We start from the raw sequence: 22,974 nt of genomic DNA, 5'->3' as shown, positions 1-22,974 counted from the left end.
AACATGCGCTCATGTCCCTGGCCCTGCCCCCCATACCCACCATTCCCGAGCGAACACTGAGCGTCTGCCGTGCCGCCGCGCGGTTCTGTGCCCAGCGTGGCTGGGCGCCGGTGCGGGAAATGCCGCTGCCGAACGGGCGGCGGGCGGATATCCTGGCGCTGCTGCCGGATGGCGGCTTCGCGGTGGTGGAGGTGAAGTCCTGCGCGCGGGATTTCCTCAGCGACGGGAAATGGCCCGAATATCGCGATTTCTGCGACCGGCTGTATTTCGCCGTCGACCTGGACTTCCCGGAGACGCTGCTGCCGGAGGAGGTCGGCCTGCTGGTGACGGAAGGGCCTGACGCCACCCTGGTGCGGGAAGCGCCAACCCACCCCCTGGCGCCGGCACGTCGCCGTGCCTTGCTGCACCGCTACGCCATGGTGGCCGCTGGCCGGCTGGCCGGCCTGCAGGACCCGGCCGGGCAGGCGGAAATCCGCGCGGCACTGCGCGCGGAATAGCGGCTCAGCCGCGAATCCGCGCCACCGTTGCCGTGGTGCTCTGCCCCGGCAGCAGCGCGGCGAGGCGCACCTGGCCGCCCCATTCGCTGACGAGATCGGCGCCCACCACCTGGTCCACCGTATAGTCGGACCCCTTCACCAGCACTTCGGGCCGCAGCAGGCGCAGCAGTTCCAGGGGGGTATCCTCCTCAAACACCGTCACCAGGTCGACCGAGGCGAGGGAGGCAAGCACGGCGGCGCGGGCGGCATCGCCCTGGATCGGGCGGGTCTCACCCTTCAGCCGCTTGACGCTGGAATCGGCGTTGAGGCCCACGACCAGCCGGTCGCACCAGGACCGGGCCTGTTCCAGCAGATGCACATGGCCGGGATGCAGGAGGTCGAAGCAGCCATTGGTGAAGCCGACGCGCCAGCCGCGGCGGCGCCAGCGCTCCACCTGCTCCACCGCCTGGGCACGCGACTGCACCTTGCGCAGCGCGCCGCGCTCCGGCGTCAGCGCCTCCAGCAGGTCGCTCTCCCGCGCCACGGCGGTGCCGATCTTGCCGACCACGATGCCGGCGGCGATGTTCGCCAGGCGGGCGGCAACCGGGGCGGCGAGGCCGGCGGCGATGCCGGCGGCGGCCACCGCCACCACCGTGTCGCCGGCACCGGAGACGTCATGCACCTCCGGCGCCTCAGCCGGGAAATGGCGGGCGCCGGCGGCATCGACCAGGGTCATGCCGTCCTCGCTGCGGGTCACCAGCACGGCGCCGAAGCCGTGATCCGTGCGCAGCCGCTGGGCGGCGGCGACCAGCGCGGCCTCGGTATCCACCGGCATGCCGGTGGCCTGCTTCAGCTCGGCGCGGTTCGGCGTGATGAGGTCGGCGCCGGCATAGCGCGCGTAATCGACCCCCTTGGGATCCACCACCACGCGGCGCCCGGCGCTGCGCGCGGCTGTGATCAGACGCTGCGCCGTGTCGCCGGAGAGCACGCCCTTGTTGTAGTCCGACAGCACCATGACCGTGGTGGCCGCCACCGCATCGGCGGCGATGCGGACCAGACGCTCCGCCAGCCGGGGATGGATCGGCCCGGCCATCTCATGATCGGCGCGCAGCAATTGCTGGCCGGCGGCGATGAAACGGGTCTTGGTGGTCGTGGCGCGGCCGCCCTGCACCAGCAGCCAGGGTTCCACATTCGGCTGGCCGCCGATCAACCCGGTCAGGTCGCTGCCCGCCTGATCGTCGCCGACAACGGAAACGAAGGCCACAGCGGCGCCCAGTGCCGTCAGGTTGCGTACCACATTGCCGGCGCCGCCGGGCATGGCGACCTCCCGCTCCACCGCCAGCACGGCGACGGGGGCCTCGGGGCTCACCCGCTCCACCTGCCCATAGACATAGCGGTCGAGCATGGCGTCGCCGACGACAAGCACCGAGGCGCGCTTGAGTTGGCGCACGGCCTCGACGAGGTCGCCGATGGGGATTTCGGGCATGGGAAGGTCGGCGGGCGCGGGGCCTTGCATCACCAAGGCGTAGCCCAATCGTCGTATTGCACGCAAGGCAGCCAGGGCCTCAGCGGAAACAAACGGTCACCCGGCGTGATCACACCTGAAGGAAAACGATCCGATCCGCTTCCAGCACACCGCAGGTCAGGGGGCCGCCGAAGACCGCGCCGGTGTCGAGGCCGATGCGGTGCGGCCTCACCTCCGGCGCTGCGGCGGGGGTATGGCCGTGCACCACCACCGCCGGCAGGCTGCCGCGCCAGGACAGAAAGGGCTCCCGGATCCACATCAGGTCGGCCGGGTCCTGCGTGGCGATCGGGGTGCCGGGGCGGATGCCGGCATGGGCGAAGACATAGCCGCCGGCCTCAAAACAGGTCGGGCAGCCGCGCAGCAGCTCCAGATCCGCATCCGGGATGCGCTGCCAGCTCGCCCGATCGCGCGGCGCTGCGCCGTAGCTCTCCAGCGTCGCGACGCCGCCATTCAGCAGCCAGAGCGACACCTGTGCCTCGGTGGCGCCGGGGGCCAGGGCGTCGAGCATCATCTGGTCGTGGTTGCCCCGCAGGTTCAGCGTTTCGAGGCCGGGCAGCGGTCGGGCCAGGCGCCCCAGCACCCCGGCGCTGTCCGGCCCGCGATCGACATAATCGCCCAGATGCAGCAGCAGCGCCCGCGTCACCGGCCGCGCCACCAGGTCGGCCGAGACAAGGTCGTGCAACGCCGCCAGGGCCAGGTCGCAGCCATGCACATCGCCAATGGCGTAGATTCGCAGCCCCTGCGGCAGGCAGGCGGGGGCAGGCAGCGGTGTGATTAAGGCTTTCGCAGGCATTGCAGGCGAATTCTACGCGGATCGGGGGCGCCCTCGCCATCCCGACCTCACGGTTCCCGACACATGCCAGACGGTCTCGCCCTGAAGGATCAAGCCCCGTCGCCAACCGCCACGGCGGCGCAGAACGCGCCCCTGCTCGCGGTGATGCGGGAGGCCCTGCGCCATGCCGCCGGGCGGGTGGTGCTGCGCGTGCCGCCGATGGTCCCGCATCGTCGGCGCGTCGCCCTGGCGCTGCTGCAGGAAGGTGCCCTGGTGGCCGGCGGCGTGGTGACGGAGGGTGCGCAGCATGACCTGCTGCTGATCGGTGCCGAGGCCGGACGCGCGGCGCGGCTTCGGGCCTTGCTGGACCGGCTGCTTGGCGGCCCCCTGACCAGCGCCTGGTCGCTGGAGCGCGATGCGGCGGCGCTGCTGGACTACGCCGCCGGGGCGGAGGCCGGGTCCGCCAGAGCGGCCGGACGCGCGCCGGACCTGGCGGGCCTCGATGTCTGGCTGCGGAACCTGTCGCTGGCCCAGGTGGCGCGCCGGGCGACGGGGATGCGGCTCGATGCCTCCGGTATCGCGGCGCGGCCGGCCTTCCTGCGCCTGTGGATCGACCGCCCGGCCCTGGCCGGACTGCTGGGCGGCCTCGGGGCGGATGGCGATGTGCTGGAACATGCGGCGCGGAGCCTCGCCAGCCGGCTGCTGATCGCCATCGGCGACCCGCTCCAGCGCCGCGAATTGATGGGCAACAGCCTTCCCGGACCGCTGCACCTTCCGGTGCCGCTGGCGCCTTTCAGCGGGCGGGGCGGTGACGGTGGTGGCGCCGGACGTGGCGGGCTGGTCGCCACCATGTGCCTGGAAGTGGCCGCCGACCCCGCCATGCTCGCCGCCCGCCGCGCCGGGCTGGCCGCGCAGGGCTGGGAGCTGGAGATCGAGGGCATCACCGCCACCGCGCTGCGCCTGATGGCGATCGAGGCGCTACCGGTGGACTGGCTGCGGCTCAGCTGGTCCCCTGCCTTGGCGACCGCCGAGGTGACGGAGGCGCTGCGGCGGGTCGATCCGGCGAAGCTGATCCTGTCCGGCGCCGAGGACAGGGCCGCGCTGGACTGGGCCGCCCGGCTTGGCCTGCGACTCGTCGAAGGGGACGCCGCGACGGCGCTGCCCGCGCCGCTCGCGGCGAAGCTGCCCAATGTCCTCGCGGGCAGCATGGCCCAGAGGCCCCAGCCGGCACGGCCTGCCGCATGAAGTACCGGGCATGAGAATCGGCGATATGGAGGGCGACCGCCGGGCCGGCGGCGTTCGCGCGGCGGCGGAACTCGCCGCGCTGGTGCGCGAAAGCGTCGCCGCCAATGCGGTGCGGGAGGTGCTGCACCTGCGCCTGTCCGGCATGGGGCCGGAGATCCGCCAGCCACATCACCAGCGTCTGCTGCGCGATGCGCTCGAACCGGTGCTGGCGGCGGCGCGGACACGGGTCTTCGACCTGCCGAATGGCGATGTCGTCGCCGTCGCGGTGCCGCCGGGGCTGGCGCTGGGACATGCGCGCATGGCGCTGCTCGGCACGCTGGATGCCGCATCGGCGCATGCGGTCCAGGCCATGCGACTGCCGGATGGGGCGGCCTGGCTGCTGGCCGTGACGGCGGACAGCCTGGGCCTCGCCGCCTTCACCGAGAAGCTGCGCCCGGCGGCCGATACCGTACCGATCACCAGCTTCGACCTGGCCATGGCCGAGCGCGCCCTGGCCCAGGCGGATCTGGAGGCGGTGACGCTCGCCCAGAATGTCTGCCTGCTGGACCCGGATGGAGAGCCCGCCGAGCCGCTTTGGGAAGATCGGCGCATCGCCTGGCCCAGCCTGGCGGAGGCGGTGCTGCCGGGCGTCGACGTCACCGGCTGCTCCGCTCTGCAACGCCGCCTGGCGCGGCTGGCGGAATTGCGGATGCTGGCGGAGATCGGCCGGCCGGCCGCGCAGCTCGGCTGGCGGAAGGTTGGCCTGCCGGTCGCCCCGGCGACCGTCTCCTCCGCCGCCTTTCGCCGTTTCGATTCCAGTCTTCCGGCCGGGCGGCGGCGCGACATCACCCTGGCCTTCCGCCCCGCCGATATCCTGGCCGACCCGGTCGCCTTCGCCGCGGCGCGCGACGAGATCCGGGGCAGCGGCTACCGGCTGGCGCTGGACGATGCCTCGGCCGACCTCCTGGCGCTGCTCCCACCGGAGCGTCTGGGCCTCGACCTGGTGCGGCTGCGCTGGACCCCCGAATTGCCGGTTGCCGTTCCGGCCTCCATCGTGCCGCTGCTGCGGCGGCCGGAGACGGTGGTTCTGGCCGGGGTGGATCGGCCCGCCGCCATCGCCTGGGGATGGGAGGTCGGCATCCGGCATTTCCAGGGACCGCTGGTGGAGCGACGGCGCGGCTTCGGCTGAACGCTAGGCGTTCGACCAATCCCAGGCGCCGATAATTCCCGCCTTGGGATGATTTCCCCGCTCCCGGAGTTGGGATAGATCGGCGCGGTGCAAATCACCCGACTCTTCCTCGTCCGCCACGCGCTGGTCGAGCCCTCCGCCCGCGCCGTTGTCTATGGCAGCATGGATGTGGGGCTGTGCGAACTGACCCTGCGGCAGGAGGCGGCGGCCTATCGCTGGCTCGCCAACCGGCTGCCCGAAGGCGCGCGCTGGGTGGTGACACCGCTGTCCCGCACCCGCGCCACGGCCGCCGCCATCTTCGCCGCCGGCCATGCGGAGGCCCCGCTGAAGGTGGAGCCGGACCTGGCCGAGCAGTATCTGGGCGAATGGCAGGGCCTGTCGCATGAACGCTTCGCGGAGCTGATCCGCCACCCGCCGCATCCCTTCTGGCCCCATGCGGGGGAGGAGAAGCCGCCGGGCGGGGAATCCTTCGCCGAGGTGGTCGAACGGGTCGCCGCCACCCTGGAACGACTGGTGGAGGAGACTCCGGGGCGCGACATCGTGATCGTGGCGCATGGCGGCTCGATCCGCGCCGCCATTGCCCAGGCGATGGGGCTGACGCCGCACCAGGCCCTGATCTTCTCGGTCAAGAACCTGTCCCTGACCCGGCTGGAGCGGCATGGCGCCGATTGGCGGGTGGCGGCGGTGAATGAGGAACCCTTCACCCTGCCGGGTCCGGCCTGAACCCCCCACCGGGCCGCGCAACCTTGGACACCCGAGTCTCCCTCATGTAGATTGAGCCCGGACATAGGGTTGTGGGGGGCTTTTCATGTTCCGTGGAATGATGCTCGCCATCGGACTCCTCTGGGCGCTGCCGGTTGCGGCGCAGCAGGAGGAGCAGGCGCTGGTCGATCGCGCCACGCTCGCGGTGCAGGAGCTGATGACCAGTGGCGATACCGCGGGGGACGCGGTGGGCTTCCTTCAGCGCGCGCGGGCGGTGATGGTGTGCCCCAGGGTGTTCCGCGCCGGCTTCATCTTCGGCGGCGAGGGTGGGTCCTGCGTGCTGGTCGGGCGGGATGGCGCCGGGTCCTGGTCCTCGCCGGCCTTCTACGGCATGGGCTCGGGCAGCTTCGGCCTGCAGGTCGGCGTGCAGGATGCGATGGTCGCGATGATGATCATGACCGATCGCGGATTGCAGGCGGTGATGGACAGCCAGTTCAAGGTGGGCGCGGATGCCTCCCTGGCGCTCGCCACCATTGGCGGCGGCATCCAGGGCAGCACCACGGCAGCTGCCGGGGCCGATATCGTGGCGGTGGCCAAGTCCCGCGGGCTTTTCGCGGGCATCAGCCTGTCCGGCTCCGTCATGTCCTACCGGCCGAATTCGGCCACGGCCTATTACGGGCGCGGCTATTCCGCCCGGCAGATCGTGGTGGCGATGGAGGCGCATAACCCCGGCTCCGATCCGCTGCGGGCGATGTTGTTGCGTTACGGCGCGCGCTGAAGGGTCGGGCACGGAGGGCTTCTGGCCATTGAGTCGCAATTTGCGACGCGGATTGCCGGAATGCTTCCTGCAGGGCGCTGCATGCCGGGTTCCACTTCGGGGCCGGCGTTGCAGAACAAGAGGCCGCCCGTGCACCCCCAGCCCAGGCTCACCGTCGTCATTCCTGCCCGCAACGCACTGCGCTGGCTGCCTGGCGCCATCGCCTCCCTCGGCGCACGGCCCTGGCTCGAGATCGTGGTGGTCGATGATGGGTCGGAGGATGGAACCGCCGCCTATCTGCGCGGCAGTGCCACCGCCGATCCACGGATCCGGGCCATCTCCACCCCCGGTGCGGGTCCGGCCGCGGCCCGCAATGCCGGGTTGGCGGTTGCGCGGTCGCCGCTGATCGCCTTCCTCGATGCCGATGACCGCTGGCGTCGCGGCAAGATCGCCCGGCAGATGGAGTTGCACCGGCTGTATCCGGAGATCGGCTTCTCCTTCACCGACCATCGCCGCTTCGCCGAAGACGGCACGGAGCTGACCACCGGCTTCGGCCAGTGCGCCCAGTTCGCGGCACGCCACGCGATGTGCCGGGAGGCCTTCATCCTGGACCGGGAAGCGCAGGCGGCGATCTATGCCGAGCCGCTGGTCGCGACCTCCACCGTCATGGCGTGCACGGCGCTGCTGCGGGCGGTCGGCGGCTTCAACGAACAGCTCCAGCGGGCCGAGGACTGGGACCTCTGGCTGCATCTGGCCGCCTGCGCCCCGGTGGGATGCCTGCCGCGCCCCCTGGCGGACCGCATGGTCCGCGCCCTGGACCCTGAGGGGGCGGAGGGCGCGGCGCGGCGCGCGGCGAACCAGCGGGTCGCCGAGGCCTATGCCCAGGCCGTCTGCCTGTTGGACGAGGCGGCGCTGCGCCTGTGCCGGACCAGCCAATTGGCGGTGGAGGCGGATGGCGCGGCCCTGGCTGGGCGCCGCGTGCAGGCGGCGCGGCTGCGGCTTTCCGCCTTCGCCCAGCAGCCGAGCCGGACCATGGCGCGCGCGGCGGCCTGGGACCTTCTCGGCATCCGGAGCGTGGCGCAGCGAATTCCCTGACGCCGGCGCCAAATGGGCTCGCAACCCTGTCCTGCGAGCGCCAGCGCTTGCAAAAGCCGGCCGGAGAGGGCATGTCCCGGCCCGAGAAGCTATATTCGACATCATTGCGCGGGCGGCAACGGGCGTAAGCCCGCGGGCTGACCCGCTTTCGCCTATGGAGACCCATCGTGGCGCGCACTGAACTGGCCCTGATCCGCAATATCGGCATCACCGCGCATATCGATGCCGGTAAGACGACCACGACCGAGCGGATCCTGTACTACACCGGCAAGTCCCACCGCATCGGTGAGGTCCATGACGGCAACACCACGACGGACTACATGGCGCAGGAGCGCGAGCGGGGGATCACCATCACCTCCGCCGCCGTGACGGCGATCTGGAAGGATCACCGCATCAACGTCATCGACACCCCCGGCCACATCGACTTCAACATCGAGGTCAACCGGTCGCTGCGCGTGCTCGACGGCGCCATCTTCATCATCGAGGGCGTGGCCGGCGTGCAGCCGCAGTCCGAGACGAACTGGCGCCTGGCCGACCGCTACAACGTCCCGCGCATCATCTTCATCAACAAGCTGGACCGCACGGGCGCCGATTTCTATCGCGCCGCGGACACGCTGACCGAGAAGCTGGGCATCAACTGGGTCACCCTGCAGCTGCCGATCGGCATCGAGGACACCTTCATCGGCGTCGTCGACCTGGTCGAGATGAAGGCCATCATCTGGAAGGGTGACGAGCTCGGCGCGCAGTACGAGTACCAGGATATTCCGGACGACCTGAAGGAAAAGGCCGCCGAGTACCGCCAGAAGCTGGTCGACACCGCCGTCGGCATCGACGAGACGGCGATGGAGGAATACTTCGCGGACGGCGACGTCTCCGTGGAGACGCTGAAGAAGTGCATCAAGAAGGGCACGATCAGCGGCGAGTTCCGCCCGGTGCTGTGCGGCACCGCCTTCAAGAACAAGGGCGTGCAGCCGCTGCTCGATGCCGTGCTGGACTACCTGCCGAGCCCGATCGACGTGCCCGGCATCAAGGTCGCGCCGGACGAGGGCATGGACGAGACGCAGGACCGCCGCTCGATCCCGGCCGATCCGGACGCGCCCTTCGCCGGCCTCGCCTTCAAGATCATCAACGACAAGTACGGCAACCTGACCTTCGTGCGCGTCTATCGCGGCACGCTGCGCCAGGGCGACATGGTGCAGAACACCACGAAGAACAGCCGCGAGCGCATCGGCCGCATGTTCCAGATGCACGCCGACAAGCGCGAGGAAATCAAGGAAGTCTTCGCCGGCGACATCGCGGCCTTCGTCGGGTTGAAGGACACGGGCACGGGTGACACGCTGGCGTCTAACGACGACCCGGTGATCCTGGAGCGCATGGCCTTCCCGGTGCCGGTCATCGACATCTCCGTCGAGCCGAAGACCAAGGAGGGCGTCGAGAAGATGACGCTCGGCCTGCAGAAGCTGGCGGGCGAGGACCCCAGCCTGCGCCTGCGCACGGACCAGGAGACCGGCCAGACCATCCTGTCCGGCATGGGCGAGCTGCACCTTGAGATCATCGTCGACCGCCTGATGCGCGAATACGGCGTGGATGCGCATATCGGCGCGCCGCAGGTGGCCTATCGTGAGACGATCACGAAGAGCCACACCGAGACCTACACCCACAAGAAGCAGTCGGGTGGCTCGGGCCAGTACGCCGAAGTCAAGATCGTCTTCGAGCCGAAGGAGCGCACCGAGGGCGTCGAGTTCGTCAACGGCACGACCGGTGGCTCGGTGCCGCGCGAATACATCCCGGCGGTGGAAAAGGGCATCAAGGTGCAGGCCGATACCGGCGTGCTGGCTGGCTTCCCGACGGTGGACTTCAAGTACACCCTGGTGGACGGCAAGTACCACGACGTCGACTCGTCGGCCCTGGCCTTCGAAATCGCCGCCAAGGCCTGCTTCCGCGAAGGCATGAAGAAGGCCGGCCCGGTGATCCTGGAGCCGATCATGGACGTGGAAGTCACCACGCCGTCCGACCATGTCGGCGACGTCGTCGGCGACCTGAACCGCCGCCGTGGCGTCATCCAGTCCCAGGACATGGCCGGCACCTCGGTCATCGTGCGGGCGCATGTGCCGCTGAAGGAAATGTTCGGCTACATCTCGAACCTGCGCGGCATGACCAAGGGCCGCGCCAGCTTCTCGATGCAGTTCCACCACTACGACCCGGTGCCGCGCAACGTTGCCGAGGAAATCATGAAGAAGTCTGCCTGATCCTTCCAGGATCGGCGGGCGGCAAGCGGCGCGGAGGGCAACCTCCGCGCCGCTTGTGATTCGGGCTCATGCCAACGGCCCCTCCGTGTGACCGCTCCGGGCCACCCTCAGTCGGTCGTGCCGGAGGCACGCCTGCGCCGTGACGCGGAAACCTCCGATTTCCTTGGCGTCACGGCAGTGCCGTGACATGCCTTCGGCATGACCCATAAGCGGCGGCGGCCATCCGGCCGCCCGTCCGCCAGCGGTGGGCGCAGGTCCGTCGCAGTGGCGTTGGTCAGCGCCTCATGAAATGCGTACACAGCACGTCCAGCACCAGCGTGTCGTCGGCCACCTTGCTGACCCGGTAGCGCAGCTTGGCGATTCCCATCTCCGGCTTGCTGCGGGAGGGGCGGACCTCCTCCACCCGCAGCAGGAAGCGCACCTCCTCCTCCGGCGCCAGGGGTGCGGGCCAGGCGATGGTCATGTCGCTGCCGGCCAGGTTGATGTTCGAGATCAGCCCGCTGCGCACCAACTGGCCGACGGTGGCAGAGAGCGTGTGCAAGCCGCTGGCCACCAGCCCGCCAAACAGCGAATCCTTCGCCGCAGCCTCATCCAGGTGGAAATACTGCGGGTCGTAGCGGCTGGCGAAGGCCAGCACCTCCGCGCGCGGCAGGCTGAAGGTGCCCAGGTCAAATTCCTGGCCGGGGCGGAGGTCGTCGAGGGAGCTGAGCGGTGTCATTTCTTCAGCCTATCCACGCGCTTCGCTTGCGGCCAGCCGGCGGCGTCGCCTAGCCTTCCTCCCAAGCAACGAAATGGAGGGAACGCATGCAACGTCGCCTTTTGCTGGCGGTCGGCGCCGGGCTGCTGGCCGCCCCCGCGCTGCGGGCGCAGCCCGCCTGGCCGGCGCGGACGGTGCGGCTGCTGGTGCCCTTCATTCCCGGCAGCGCGCCCGATGTCATTGCCAGGCAACTCGCCGAGCGCATCGGCGCCAGCCTGGGCCAGCCGATGGTGGTCGAGAACCGTGGCGGGGCAGGGGGCAATATCGGCTTCGAGGCCGGCGCCCGCGCCGCGCCGGATGGCTACACCTTCCTGCTCGGCACCAACTCCCTGGTCATCAACCCGGCGCTGACCAGCCGCACCCTGGGCTATGACGCCTTCCGCGATTTCGCCCCGGTGAATGTCGCCTTCGCCATGCCGCATCTGCTGATCGTGCCGTCCAACGGCCCCGTCAGCACGGCCGCGCTGATCGAGGGCCTGAAGGCGCGACCGGACCAGAACTACGCCTCCGGCGGCAATGGCTCCGGCGCCCATCTGGCGGCGGAGATGTTCAAGGCCAGCGCCCAGGTGCAGGCGGTGCATGTGCCCTTCCGGGGCGCGCCCGACATCGTCAACAATGTCATGTCCGGCCAGGTGCAGTTCGGCTTCCCGACGCTTGCCACGGCGACGGAGCTGGTGAAGGCCGGGAAGCTGAAGGGCCTGGCCGTGACCTCCGCCGCGCGCAACCACGCGCTGCCGCAAGTGCCGACCATGGCGGAGACCCTGCCGGGCTTTGACCTCACCTCCTGGTTCGCGCTGATGGCGCCAACTGGCACGCCGGTGGATGCGATCACCCGGGTCGATGCCGCGGTGCGTCAGGCGCTGGAGGACCCGGCCTTCCGGGCACGCACGACAGCGGATGGCAGCATCGCCATCGGCATGGGCCCCGACCGCTTCGCCACCTTCCTGCGCGCAGAGGCGCAGAAATGGGGCGAGGCGGTGCGTGTCAGCGGGGCGCGGATCGACTGACGGCGGGTGTCAGGCGGGGGCTGCCACCGGCCCCCGTCGGAAACCGCGCGCCAGCATCACCAGCCAGATCGTCAGGGTGACAACGCCGAGCACACCGGCGATCGGGCGGCTGAAGAAATCCAGGTAGTCGCCATCGGCCTTTATCATGGATTGCACGAAGGTCTGTTCCAGCAGTTCCCCCAGCACCAGGCCCAGGATCAGCGGCGCGATGGGGATGCCGTGCTCCTCCATGATCCAGCCGAGGATGCCCATGCACAGCATCAGCACCACGCCATACAGGCTGTTGGTCATGGCGAAGCTGCCGACCAGGCAGAACAGCAGGATCACCGGCAACAGCAGGTTGCGCGGCACGCGCAGGATCTGCCGCGCGGATTTGATCGCGACCCAGCCCAGAGGCAGCATGATGAGGTTGGCCAGGATGAAGATCAGGAACACGGAATAGATGAGCTGCGGGTTCTCCTGGAACACCGTGGGCCCGGGATTCATGCCCTTCATGTAGAGCACACCGATGACGATCGCCGTGATCGAATCACCCGGAATGCCGAAGACCAGGGCCGGAATCCAGGCGCTGCCGAGGGCCGAATTGTTGGCGGAGGTCGCATCGACAATACCCTCCACCTCCCCCGTGCCGAACTTCTCCGGCTGCTTCGAGAATCGCTTGGAGACGGCGTAGCTGATCCAGGCGGCGATATCGGCGCCGGCGCCGGGAAGGGCGCCGATGGCGGTGCCAATGAAGCTGCCGCGCAGGAAGTTCAGCCAGTAGCGCCGGAACACGCCGCCAATCCCACGAAACAGATTGCCCACAGCCTGGGCGACCACCTTGGTCGTCGCATCCACCGTCACTGCGCCGCGCATCAACTCGCTCACCGCGAACATGCCGATCATGGTGGCGATGAAGTTGACGCCGCCCATCAGGTTCACGTCGTCGAAGGTGAAGCGCGGGAAGCCGGCCGCCGGGTCGATGCCCACGGTCGCCAGCAGCAGCCCGAAGAACAGCGACAGAAAGCCCTTCACCGGGTCGGCGTTGGACATGAAGACGGCGCAGGTCAGGCCGAGGCAGGCCAGCCAGAAATACTCATAGGATGAGAAGTTGATGGCGACTTCCGCCAGCATCGGCGCGAAGGCGATAAGAACCGCCACGCCAATCAGTCCGCCGCCCACCGAGAACACAAGGTTCACGCCCATGCAGAGGTTCAACTGCCCCTTCTGCGTCATGGCGTAGGATTCATCCGCATAGGCCGCGGAAGCCGGTGTGCCCGGCATGCGCAGCATGGCGCCGGGGATGTCGCCGGCGAAGATCGCCATGGTGGTCGCGGTGACGATGGCACCGAGTGCCGGCACCGGCGGCATGAAGAAGGTGACCGGCACCAGCAGCGCCGTGGCCATGGTGGCGGTCAGCCCCGGCATGGCGCCGACGAACATGCCGAAAATGGCGGACAGGCCGATGACGGCCAGCACAAAGGGGTCGAAGACCAGCCCGAAGGCCTGCATCAGCGCGTCCATCAGCCGGTCCTCACAATACGCTGTCGAGGATGCCGCGCGGCAGCGGCACGCGCATCAGCCCGGCAAAGAACCAATGCACCAGCAGCGTCATCCCCGCGGAGACAGGCAGTGCCACCGCCGGCCTGGCGCGGAACCACAGCGACAGGCCGAGCAGCAGCAGGAAGGCGGTGGGGATGAAGCCGAGCGGCTCCGAGACCAGGATATAGGCCAGCGCGGCGCCAGGGATCAGCAGGAAGGAGGTCAGCCGGGCGGGCTCCACCACCCAGCCCTCCACCGTCAGCAGCGGCGCCCGGTTCCGCAGACCGCGCATCAGCAGCACCAGCGCGCACAGGCCGATTCCCGCGGCGAGGATGCGCGGGAACAGGTTCGGCCCATAATCCTGGCCAGGGAAGGCGGGGAAGAAGCTGGTGAGCCACCAGACCCACCCCGCGAATCCCAGCAGGATCGCGCCCAGAAGGGCATCGTTCATACGCATGGCCAGCCCTTCCGGACGCCGCGAAGCAGAAGGGGCGGCGGCGCCGCCCCCCGGGGGATCAGCCGCGCGCCAGGCCCGCGCCGCGCATCGCCTCGCCCATGGCGCGATCGCCCTCGGCCATGAAGCTGGCGAAGCCGTTCGCGTCCTGCCAGACGGTGCCGAAGCCACGCTGGGTCATGAAGTCCTTGAACTCGGCGCTGTCATAGACCTTCTTCAGCGCGGTGCCGAAGCGCTGGGCGATCGGCGCCGGCAGGTTCCTGGGGGCCGCGATGCCGCGCCAGGCGCCGACCGAGTAGTTGATGCCCAGCGTCTCGTTCAGCGTGGGCACCTGGGCGAACATCGGGTTGCGCGCCGGCGCCATGATCGCCAGCGACTTGGCCCGGCCGGCATCGAGCATGGCGCGCGCCTCCGGCACCGAGCAGGTGACGATGTCGACACCGCCCGCCGCCAGTTCCTGCATCGCCGGCGCCGCGCCGTTGGAAGGCACCCAGCGCACATGGTCGCCCTTCAGCCCCATGGCCTGAAGCCAGCCGACAAGGGCTAGGTGCCAGATGCCGCCCTGGCCGGTGCCGCTCGCCTTGAAGGTGCCGGCCGGCCGCGCCTTGATGGCGTCCGCCAGCGCCTTGATGTCCTGGTAGGGCGAATCGGCCTTCACCTGCACGCCGGGCGGATCGGAATTCATCAGCGCGAGCGGGGTGTAGGAGCCGGGGTTGAGCTGGGTCAGCCCCTGCCAGTGCATCATGGTGATTTCCACCGTGATCATGCCGATGGTGTATCCATCCGGCTGCGCGGTCGCGATGGCGGAATGGCCGACGACGCCCGAGCCGCCCGTGCGGTTCACCACATTCACCGGCTGGCCGAGGTCCCGTTCCAGCAGGCTGCCGACGATTCGCGCGGTGGCATCCGTGCCGCCGCCGGCGCCCCAGGGGACAAGAAGCTGGATCGGGCGCGAGGGCCAGTTGGCCTGGCCAAGTGCGGGCGCGGCCAGCGGGGTGGCCAGCGCGGCGCCGCTGGCGGCCAAAAGGGAACGGCGGGACAGCAGGCTCATGGGATCGTCTCTCCTCCTCTGCCCCCAGGTTGCTCCCGGGGGCTTGGAGGGAGGCTATGCCGGGTTGCGCGATGGCTTCAAGCCAGGAGGTGCGCGGCGGCCTGCATTATACGCTCCCAACGCCAACGGCCGTGCCGCGGGATCGCCCCATCGACCGTGGCGTGCGTTGGTCAATCCGCCTCTGCCAGCTCCGCCGCCTCGGCCGCCGCGATGGCGGCGCGGTCGGGCGCGCAGGCCGCGGCGCGGCGCTGGAGATAGGCACTGCGATAGACCGCATAGGGGTCGAGCGCGCTGGCCTCCACCCGGCCGATCTCCGGCGCGATGGCGCTGTATTCCACAAGCAGGTCACCACCGCGCCAGGGCAGGAAAACCTGCGGGCCCAGCACATGGGCGAGGCCCGTGCTGCTGGCCAGCAGCGCACCGGCGTCACGCAGGGTGGAGGGGCCGAGGATCGGCAGCACCACATAGGGTCCGCTTGGCACGCCCCAGGCGCAGAGCGCATCCGCCGGCATCGCCGCGCGGCGCGTCCAGCCCCGTTCCGCCGCGGCATCCCGAATCCCGCCCCAGCCCAGGCTGGAATTGATGCCGAAGCGCGCGGTGGCATGCCAGGCGAGGTCGAGATCACCCGCCGCCAGGCCGGTCAGCGCGGTCAGCGGCTCCCGCAGATTGGCGAAGGCATTGGCGATGCCCTGGCGTAGCGATGCCGGGGTGTGGGTGACATAGGCCGTCGTGATCGGGTTCAGCACCCAGTCCTGGGCGAGGCGGTTGAACCCGTGGACCTGCCTGTTCCAGCCCTCCAGCGGGTCGGGCGCGGCCAAGGCGGGGCAGGGCAGCAGCAGGGCGCCCAGCAACAGGGCGCGGCGGATCGAGGACATCATCATCTCAGCCAACTCGACCGCCATCGGGACGCACCACCAACACCACCCCCTCCACAGCCACCACACGCACGGAAGCGCCGATCGGGGGTGCCAGGATGCCGGGCGGCAGGCGCGCCGGCCATTCGCTGTCACCCAGGCGCACACGCAGCGTCCCGTCGCTCCCCCGGACCAGGGTGGCGATGCGGCCGGCCAGCCCGGATTCCGGCACGTTTACCTCCGCCGCCGGCCTGCGAAAGCGTCGCAGCAGCAGCGAGGTAGCGATGCCAAGGGCCAACAGCGCCAGGAATGCCGCCACATCCAGCCCGAAGCCGAGATCACCCATGGCGAGGATCAGAAGCCCGGTGCCCACGGCGGCCAGCCCGGCCCAGAGGATGTAGACACCCGGCAAAAGCAGTTCCGCGCCCAGCGCCACGAGGCCGATCAGGATCCAGATCAGGCCCGGTTCCACGGACGCCCCCCGGCCATGCCGCCCGGAACGCTGCCGCCACCCGGTGCGGCGGGTGGCGGAAGGGGCGCCGTACCACGCAGCAATTCCATGGCCTGGGTGATGCCGCCCGCCAGCGCCGCGCTTTCCATCGGCACGACGACGAGGCGGGAGGAGGGGTTGGCGGCCATTGCCTCGAAGGCCTTCACGTATTTTTCGGCGATGAAGTAGCGCAGCGCATCGGCGCCCGCGCCGGCGGCGGCTTCCGCCACCATCTTCGTCGCATTGGCTTCCGCCTGGGCCAGCGCTTCCCGCGCCTCGGCGTCGCGCATCGCGGCGTCGCGGCGGCCCTCCGCCTGAAGCACCAGCGCCTGCTTCTCACCTTCCGCCTTGGCGACGCTGGCGCGGCGCTCCCGCTCCGCCGTCATCTGCAGGTTCATGGCGCGGATCAGCGTTTCCGGCGGCTCGATCTTGCGGATTTCCACCCGGCTGACCTTGGCCCCCCAGGGGTCGGTCGCGCCATCCAGGATGGTGAGAAGGGAAGTGTTGATGCGGTCGCGGGAGGACAGGGTCTGGTCCAGGTCCATCTCGCCGATCACGGCGCGGATATTGGTCATCGCCATGGCGACCAGGGCCTGGGTCAGGTCCTGCACTGCATAGGCCGCCTTGGCCGGGTCCATGACGCGGTAATAGACGATGCCATCCACCGCGACCGTGGCATTGTCCTTGGTGATGACCGACTGTTCCGGGATATCCAGCACCACCTCCTGCACATTCAGCTTGTGGCCGACGCGGTCGACGAAGGGGATGATGATATTGAGGCCCGGGGAGAGCAGGCGCGTGAAGGCGCCGAAGCGCTCCACCGTCCAGACCTGGCCCTGCGGCACGGTCCGGATGCCCTGCGCCACGGTCAGCACCGCCAGCAGCAGCAGTGCGATCAGCACGATGGAGGTCAGCGAAAGCTCCGGCATCTCAAGGCCCTTTGGCGACGGGGCGCCAGTCTGGCGCGGGATTGGGGCGCCATCCTGGCATGAAGTCCCGTCGGCCGTCCTGGCCCCGGGGCGATGCGGGCGCCGTCCTGGCGCATGATGCGGGCGCCCTTTTGGCGCACCGCCCGGAACGCCGTTCTGGCATGAAGGTTTCGGCGCCGTGTTGGCGCAATCGTCTCGGCGCCTTCTTGGCGCGGGTTCGGCGCCGTCCTGGCGCGGGCATTTCGGCGCCCTTCTTGGCGCGGGGTCTTCGCACGCCCTGTTGGCATGGTTCCGGGCGCCATCCTGGCGCGGTCTTTGGGGGAGGCGCCGTGTTGGCGCGGGGGCCAGGGGGATTTTCCCCCTGCCGCATCGCGCGCAATATGAACGCAACGGGAGAAGATTGCCAGATGCTTAACGAGCCTGCCGCGCCATTTACCCCGCAGAACCTGCTCATCATCCTGTCCGATGAACATGCGCCCCGCGCGCTGGGCTGCGCCGGGCATCCCTTCGTCCATACGCCCAACCTCGACCGGCTGGCCGCCACCGGCACCCGCTTCGCCGCGGCCTATACGCCTTCCCCCATCTGCGTGCCGGCCCGCGCCGCGCTGGCCACCGGCCAGGCGCTGCACGAGATGGGCCGTTATGCCGACAATGCGGACCCCTATGACGGCGGCATCCGGTCCTGGCACCACGCGCTGCGCGATGCGGGGCATGAGGTGGTCTCCATCGGCAAGCTGCATTTTCGCGGCCAGCCGGGCGACGACCATGGCTTCTCCGAGGAGAAGCTCGCCATGCATGTGGTGGACGGCAAGGGCGACCTGCTGGCGCTGATCCGCGACGAGACGGCACCGGCCCGCAAGGGCGCCGCCAAGATGTCCGCCGCTGCCGGGCCGGGCGAGAGCGACTACACCCGCTACGACCGCGACATCGCCGCCGCCGCGCAGATCTGGCTGCGGGAGAGGGCGAAAGCCGCGCCCGGCAAGCCCTGGGTGCTGTTCGTGTCGCTGGTCACGCCGCATTTCCCGCTGACCGCGCCGCCCGAGCATTTCTACCGCTACCCGCCGGAAGTGGTGGGGATGCCCAAGCTCTATGCCCGGGACCAGCGCCCGACCCACCCCTTCCTCCAGGACTACGCCAGCACCATCCCCTACGATGCCAGCGTTCGGGACCAGGCCACGGTGCAGCGGATGATGGCCGGCTATTACGGGCTGGTCTCCTTCATGGATGAGCAGGTGGGGAAGATCCTGGGCGCGCTGGAAGGCGCCGGGCTCGGGGCCTCGACCCGCGTGCTCTACACCTCCGACCACGGCGACAACGTCGGCGCGCGCGGCCTCTGGGGCAAAAGCGTGATGTATGAGGAGGCGGTTGGCGTGCCGATGATCCTGGCGGGGGACGGCGTGCCCGCCGGCCGCATCTCCGCCATCCCGGTCTGCCTGACCGATATCGGCGCCACGGCGCTGGAGGCGGTGGGCTGCGCGGAGGCGCCGCCGCCGCATGCGACATCGCTGTTCCAGATCGCGCTCGGCGCGGCGCCGGATCGCGTGGCGCTGTCCGCCTATCACGCCAGCGGGTCGCGGGAGGCCGCCTTCATGCTGCGGGACGGCCCCTATAAGTACGTGCGCTATGCCAGCTATCCGCCGCAGCTCTTCGACCTGGCGGCCGATCCGGAAGAACTGGTGGACCTGGCCACCGACCCCGCCAATGCGCTGCTGATCGCCCGCATGGAGATCAGCCTGCGCCAGCGTCTGGGCGGCGACCCGGCTGATATCGATGCGGCGGTCAAGGCCCGGCAGGCGGCGATCCTGGCGGCGAATGGAGGGCGGGAGGCGGTGCTCGCCCGTGGTGACCTGCCCTATTCCCCGCCGCCTGGGGTGACGCCAGCCTGGAGTTGACCCGCGCCCAGGCTGGCTGGGGTCAACCGGCGCGGCTCACCTCATTGTCCCGGATCGTTGTCCCGCACCGAGGCCGCGCCCTTGTGATCGGTGCGGGCGGCGAGCACGCTGTCCAGCTTGCGGGTCAACTTGTTCAGCCCACCGCGCAGCGCCATCGGCACCGTCGCGGCCTGATGGGTGATGGCGACCGGCGCCCTGCCGGTCGGCCGCGCCTCGATCATGCAGCGCTTATCCTCCCCGCCCTTCTCGGCATTTGCGTCGGAGAGATGCACCTCGATCCGCGTGATCTGCTCGCTGAACCTGGCCACCGCCTCGACCACGGCCTGTTCCACGCGGGCGGTGAGGTCCTCGCCGCCGGCGCCGTCCGGCGTGTTCACCTGGATCTGCATGTTGTCGCCCTTCAAAGCCTTCCCAACCAACGCCCCAGGCGGCCAGAAGTTGACCCGGCGCTGGCCCGGTTGGTCGATCCGCGCCATAAAGCCGTCATAGGCAAGGGAGCCCCGCTATGCAGAATTCGGAACAGATCTGGCAACTCGTCGACCAGCGCCGCGAGCCCTATGTGGAACTCGCCGACAAGATCTGGGGGATGCCGGAACTCTGCTACGACGAGCACCGCTCCGCCGCCGAGCACAAGGCGATGCTGGAAGCGGAAGGTTTCAAGGTCACCACCGACGTCGCCGGCATCCCCACCGCGGTGATGGGCGAGGCGGGTGAGGGCGGTCCCGTGATCGCCATCCTCGGCGAATACGACGCCCTGCCGGGCTTGTCCCAGGAAGCCGGCGTGACCGAGCCCCGCCCGGTTCCGGGCGAAACCCGCGGCCATGGCTGCGGCCACAACCTGCTCGGCTCCGCCAGCCTGATGGCCGCCGCCGCGGTGAAGGACTGGCTGAAGGCCAACGGCCTGCCGGGCCGCGTGCGCTACTACGGCTGCCCGGCCGAGGAAGGTGGCGCCGCCAAGGGCTTCATGGTGCGCGACGGCGCCTTCGACGATGTGGACATCGCCATCACCTGGCATCCGGCCAGCTTCGCCGGCGTCGACGACGCGATCTCCCTCGCCAATACCCGCATCGACTTCTCCTTCATTGGCCGCGCCAGCCACGCTGCAGCCGCGCCGCACCTCGGGCGCTCCGCGCTCGACGCCGTCGAACTGATGAATGTCGGCGTGAACTACATGCGGGAGCACATGCCCTCCGACGCCCGCATCCACTACGCTTATCTGGACGCCGGCGGCATCGCGCCGAACGTCGTGCAGTCCACCGCCAAGGTCCGCTACCTGATCCGCGCCCGCAACGTGACCGAGCTGAACGCCCTGGTGACCCGCGTGCGCAAGATCGCCGATGGCGCCGCTCTGATGACGGAATGCACCGTCTCCACCCGCGTCGTCTCGGCAGTGTCCAACCTGCTCGGCAACACGGCGCTGGAGAAGGCGATGCACGCCAACCTGGCCCGCATCGGCGCGCCCGAATGGGACGACGCCGACCGCGCCAAGGCCGCCGAATTCCAGGCCACCCTGTCGGAGGAGGACATCCTCTCCGCCTGGCGCCGCGTCGGCGTCGAACCCCGCCCCGGCGAGGTGCTCTGCGAGCAGGTCGTGCCGGAGAACGCCAAGGGCGTGCCGATGATCGGCTCCACCGACGTCGGCGACGTCTCCTGGAAAGTGCCGACCGTGCAGGCCCGCGGCGCCACCTGCGCCATCGGCACGCCCTTCCACTCCTGGCAGCTCACCGGCCAGGGCAAGCTGCCGGCGGCCCATAAGGGCATGATCCACGTCGCCAAGGTCATGGCCGGCACCGCCATCGACGCCCTGCAAAACCCGACGCTCATCGCCGAAGCCAAGGCCGACCACGCCAAGCGCACCGGCGGCAAGCCCTACGAAAGCCCCCTCCCGGCCGACGCCAAGCCGGCCCTGGATATGAGCCTGTAGGACGGGCTGCTTTTCGGGGGTTTGCCCGGCAGGGGGACGCCGTCCCCCTGCACCCCCTGCCAAAGGGACAGTGGTCCCTTTGGAATCCCGTTAAGGGGTAGGTGGAAGGAGGGGCACGGCGCGACCGCCTAGCCCTGAACGTCCTCCACGCCCCTCCTTCCACCTACCCCTCATCCCTGGGTTCGAAGGGGCCACTGCCCCTTCGCGGGAGGGGTGCGGGGAGGGCAGCGCCCTCCCTGCGAGCCACCCGCGAAAGCCAGCCAGCCCTACAGGTCTCCCATCAGGCGGGGCAGGAACAGGGCGAGGTCGGGGATGAAGGCGACCAGGAGCAGGGCGCTCAGCATCGCCAGGACGAACCAGATCACCCAGGGGATGGTGGATTCCATGGAGGTGCCGGCGACTTTGCAGGTCACCATCAGGTTCACCGCCATGGGGGGTGTGAAGGCGCCGATGGCCACGTTCATGGTCAGCAGGATGCCGAACCAGGTCAGGTCCCAGCCGAAACTGCGGGCGATGGGCAGCAGGATGGGCAGGAAGACCAGGAAGATCGAGATCGCGTCGATCAGCATGCCGGCGACCAGCACCAGCGCGGTGATCATCAGCAGCATGACGGTTTCGTTGGCGGTGATGCCGACCAGGGTCTGGGCCAGGGCGTCGAAGGCGCCGACGGTGCTGCCGGCATGGGCGAAGATACTGGCCAGCGCCACGATCATCAGCACCACCGCGCTGATTTCGGCGCTGTCGCGGAGCGTCGCATAGACATCGGCCCAGCGCAGCACGCGGTAGATGAACAGCCCGACGAACAGGCCGTAGAATACCGCGACGACGGCGGCCTCGGTCGGGGTGAAGGCGCCGGAGCGCAGCCCGCCTAGGATGATGATCGGCGCCAGCAGCCCCCAGATCGCATCCTTGAAGGAGGCCCAGAGGGGTGGCCTGGCCTGGGTGATGTCGGGCAGGCCGAAGCCATGGATGCGGGCCAGCAGGATCGCCGGGACCAGCAGGGCGATGCCCGCCAGCAGCCCGGGGATGACGCCGCCGAGGAACAGCGCGGGCACGGACACGCCCGGCACCAGCACGGCATAGACGATGAAGGGGATGGAGGGCGGGATCAGCACGGCGGTGGACCCGGCGGCGGCGATCAGGCTGGCGGAATAGGCGCGCGGATAGCCTTCCTTCAGCATCGCCGGCAGCATCACCGCGGCCACGGCCGCCGAATCCGCCGCACCCGAACCGCTGATGCCGCCGAGGACCAGGCAGACCAGCACGGCGACGATGGCCAGGGCTCCCCGTCGTGGCCCGACCAGTGCCTGGGCGAAGATGACGAGGCGCGCGGCGACGCCCGCGCGTTCGAAGACCATGCCGGCCAGGACGAACATCGGCAGGGCCAGCAGCGGGTATTTGGCGATGCCCGTCCAGATGTTGGTGGGCAGGGCCATGATGCCCAGCCCCTCGATGGCGATCACCAGGAAGCCGGCCAGGCCCAGCGAGACGCCGACCGGCACGCCGAGGAACAGCAGCAGGAAGAAGGTGCCGAGCAGGATGAGGGAGCCTTCGAGCACCATGGCCGTCAGGCCCGGCTGGATGGCAGGGCGCGCGCCGCGCGCAGCACGCGGACCATGCGGCCCAGGATGCGCAGGCAGATCACGGCCGACAGCAGCGGCATCCAGACGGTGTAGTACCAGGAGGGTACGCCGAGGCCGGGGGAGAGCACCTCGAAGCGGTATTCGTCCCAGGTGTACCAGGCGCCGTACCAGGCAATGCAGCCGAAGATGAACAGGCAGGCGAGCAGCACGAGCTGCTCCACCAGCCGGGCCGCGCGCAGCGGCAGGCGCTCGGTGAAGAAGGTCATGCGGATATGGCGGTCATTGCCGAAGGCGGCGGCGGCGCCGACGAAGGCCATCACCACCATCAGCGCCACCGAATATTCCTCGGTGAAGGCGAAGGAGACGTTGGTGAAGTAGCGCACCACCACATTGGCGAAGGTGATGAGCGCCAGCACCCCCATGATGGTGGCGCCGATCGCGCCCTCGATCGTCACCGGGATGCGCGGCGGGGCTTCCCCCAGTTGCAGGCCGGGGGCCTGGATGTCGGCGTGCTCGGTCATGG

At 69.7% G+C, this 22,974-nt stretch carries 22 protein-coding genes; 10 read left to right on the top strand and 12 right to left on the bottom strand.

Going from position 1 to position 22,974, the window contains the following annotated elements; genetic code table 11:
* The first annotated feature begins 11 nt into the window (after positions 1-11).
* Complete coding sequence (locus JJQ90_RS00785; RefSeq protein WP_216872573.1) at positions 12-497, top strand: MmcB family DNA repair protein; 486 nt, start codon at positions 12-14, stop codon at positions 495-497.
* Positions 498-501: 4 nt separating this feature from the next.
* Here JJQ90_RS00785 and rfaE1 read toward each other — a convergent pair whose 3' ends face one another.
* Positions 502-1,962, bottom strand: a complete 1,461-nt coding sequence (rfaE1, locus tag JJQ90_RS00780) for a D-glycero-beta-D-manno-heptose-7-phosphate kinase (protein ID WP_216872572.1) — start codon at positions 1,960-1,962, stop codon at positions 502-504.
* 109 nt (positions 1,963-2,071) lie between these two features.
* On the bottom strand, positions 2,072-2,794 hold the full coding sequence (locus JJQ90_RS00775; protein WP_216872571.1) for a metallophosphoesterase family protein: 723 nt from the start codon (positions 2,792-2,794) through the stop codon (positions 2,072-2,074).
* Between the two features lie 63 nt (positions 2,795-2,857).
* Here JJQ90_RS00775 and JJQ90_RS00770 point away from each other — a divergent pair, with 63 nt between their 5' ends.
* The 6 genes from JJQ90_RS00770 to fusA all read left to right on the top strand — a co-directional run bounded on the left by JJQ90_RS00770 (position 2,858) and on the right by fusA (position 9,989).
* A complete protein-coding gene (locus tag JJQ90_RS00770) occupies positions 2,858-4,018 on the top strand; it encodes a hypothetical protein (RefSeq protein ID WP_216872570.1) in 1,161 nt (386 codons plus the stop codon).
* Positions 4,019-4,028: 10 nt separating this feature from the next.
* Entirely contained in the window at positions 4,029-5,186 is a 1,158-nt protein-coding gene (locus JJQ90_RS00765; RefSeq protein ID WP_216872569.1) for an EAL domain-containing protein, read from the top strand.
* 87 nt (positions 5,187-5,273) lie between these two features.
* A complete protein-coding gene (locus JJQ90_RS00760) occupies positions 5,274-5,909 on the top strand; it encodes a histidine phosphatase family protein (protein ID WP_216872568.1) in 636 nt (211 codons plus the stop codon).
* A gap of 85 nt (positions 5,910-5,994) precedes the next feature.
* Positions 5,995-6,666, top strand: a complete 672-nt coding sequence (locus JJQ90_RS00755) for a lipid-binding SYLF domain-containing protein (protein WP_216872567.1) — start codon at positions 5,995-5,997, stop codon at positions 6,664-6,666.
* Positions 6,667-6,795: 129 nt separating this feature from the next.
* On the top strand, positions 6,796-7,740 hold the full coding sequence (locus JJQ90_RS00750) for a glycosyltransferase family 2 protein (RefSeq protein WP_216872566.1): 945 nt from the start codon (positions 6,796-6,798) through the stop codon (positions 7,738-7,740).
* Positions 7,741-7,907: 167 nt separating this feature from the next.
* Entirely contained in the window at positions 7,908-9,989 is a 2,082-nt protein-coding gene (fusA, locus tag JJQ90_RS00745; protein WP_216872565.1) for an elongation factor G, read from the top strand.
* 274 nt (positions 9,990-10,263) lie between these two features.
* On the opposite strand, the gene JJQ90_RS00740 is transcribed toward fusA, so the two are convergent.
* The gene (locus tag JJQ90_RS00740; protein ID WP_216872564.1) at positions 10,264-10,707 is read right to left on the bottom strand and encodes a MaoC/PaaZ C-terminal domain-containing protein; all 444 of its coding nucleotides are present in this window, start codon (positions 10,705-10,707) and stop codon (positions 10,264-10,266) included.
* Between the two features lie 86 nt (positions 10,708-10,793).
* Here JJQ90_RS00740 and JJQ90_RS00735 point away from each other — a divergent pair, with 86 nt between their 5' ends.
* On the top strand, positions 10,794-11,753 hold the full coding sequence (locus JJQ90_RS00735) for a tripartite tricarboxylate transporter substrate binding protein (protein ID WP_216872563.1): 960 nt from the start codon (positions 10,794-10,796) through the stop codon (positions 11,751-11,753).
* Between the two features lie 9 nt (positions 11,754-11,762).
* Here the strand turns inward: JJQ90_RS00735 and JJQ90_RS00730 are convergent, their stop codons facing one another.
* From JJQ90_RS00730 to JJQ90_RS00705, 6 genes are all read right to left on the bottom strand, one after another.
* A complete protein-coding gene (locus tag JJQ90_RS00730; protein WP_230410289.1) occupies positions 11,763-13,256 on the bottom strand; it encodes a tripartite tricarboxylate transporter permease in 1,494 nt (497 codons plus the stop codon).
* 10 nt (positions 13,257-13,266) lie between these two features.
* Positions 13,267-13,731 (bottom strand): tripartite tricarboxylate transporter TctB family protein, encoded by a 465-nt coding sequence (locus JJQ90_RS00725; protein WP_216872562.1) that lies wholly within the window; start codon positions 13,729-13,731, stop codon positions 13,267-13,269.
* 58 nt (positions 13,732-13,789) lie between these two features.
* Complete coding sequence (locus tag JJQ90_RS00720; protein ID WP_216872561.1) at positions 13,790-14,779, bottom strand: tripartite tricarboxylate transporter substrate binding protein; 990 nt, start codon at positions 14,777-14,779, stop codon at positions 13,790-13,792.
* 170 nt (positions 14,780-14,949) lie between these two features.
* The gene (locus JJQ90_RS00715) at positions 14,950-15,681 is read right to left on the bottom strand and encodes an MlaA family lipoprotein (RefSeq protein ID WP_216872560.1); all 732 of its coding nucleotides are present in this window, start codon (positions 15,679-15,681) and stop codon (positions 14,950-14,952) included.
* On the bottom strand, positions 15,662-16,105 hold the full coding sequence (locus JJQ90_RS00710) for an NfeD family protein (RefSeq protein WP_216872559.1): 444 nt from the start codon (positions 16,103-16,105) through the stop codon (positions 15,662-15,664). Before JJQ90_RS00710 ends, JJQ90_RS00715 begins: the two co-directional genes overlap by 20 nt.
* Entirely contained in the window at positions 16,090-17,052 is a 963-nt protein-coding gene (locus JJQ90_RS00705; protein ID WP_216872558.1) for an SPFH domain-containing protein, read from the bottom strand. Before JJQ90_RS00705 ends, JJQ90_RS00710 begins: the two co-directional genes overlap by 16 nt.
* A 407-nt stretch (positions 17,053-17,459) precedes the next feature.
* Here JJQ90_RS00705 and JJQ90_RS00700 point away from each other — a divergent pair, with 407 nt between their 5' ends.
* Entirely contained in the window at positions 17,460-18,944 is a 1,485-nt protein-coding gene (locus JJQ90_RS00700) for a sulfatase-like hydrolase/transferase (protein ID WP_216872557.1), read from the top strand.
* Positions 18,945-18,985: 41 nt separating this feature from the next.
* Here the strand turns inward: JJQ90_RS00700 and JJQ90_RS00695 are convergent, their stop codons facing one another.
* Positions 18,986-19,333: an HPF/RaiA family ribosome-associated protein gene (locus JJQ90_RS00695; RefSeq protein WP_216872556.1), complete on the bottom strand. Its 348-nt coding sequence runs from the start codon at positions 19,331-19,333 to the stop codon at positions 18,986-18,988.
* A gap of 116 nt (positions 19,334-19,449) precedes the next feature.
* Here JJQ90_RS00695 and JJQ90_RS00690 point away from each other — a divergent pair, with 116 nt between their 5' ends.
* Positions 19,450-20,868, top strand: coding sequence for a M20 family metallopeptidase (locus JJQ90_RS00690; RefSeq protein WP_216872555.1), 1,419 nt, complete (start codon positions 19,450-19,452; stop codon positions 20,866-20,868).
* A 266-nt stretch (positions 20,869-21,134) separates the two neighbouring features.
* Here JJQ90_RS00690 and JJQ90_RS00685 read toward each other — a convergent pair whose 3' ends face one another.
* Positions 21,135-22,430, bottom strand: coding sequence for a TRAP transporter large permease (locus tag JJQ90_RS00685; RefSeq protein WP_216872554.1), 1,296 nt, complete (start codon positions 22,428-22,430; stop codon positions 21,135-21,137).
* A 5-nt stretch (positions 22,431-22,435) separates the two neighbouring features.
* Positions 22,436-22,972: a TRAP transporter small permease gene (locus tag JJQ90_RS00680; RefSeq protein ID WP_216872553.1), complete on the bottom strand. Its 537-nt coding sequence runs from the start codon at positions 22,970-22,972 to the stop codon at positions 22,436-22,438.
* Positions 22,973-22,974 lie beyond the last annotated feature (2 nt).

Origin of the sequence: Falsiroseomonas oleicola (genome assembly GCF_019029495.1) — a bacterium.
Taxonomy (GTDB): domain Bacteria; phylum Pseudomonadota; class Alphaproteobacteria; order Acetobacterales; family Acetobacteraceae; genus Falsiroseomonas; species Falsiroseomonas oleicola.
The sequence above is the reverse complement of the archived record's forward strand: the minus strand, read 5'-3'. Positions and strand labels throughout refer to the sequence as shown.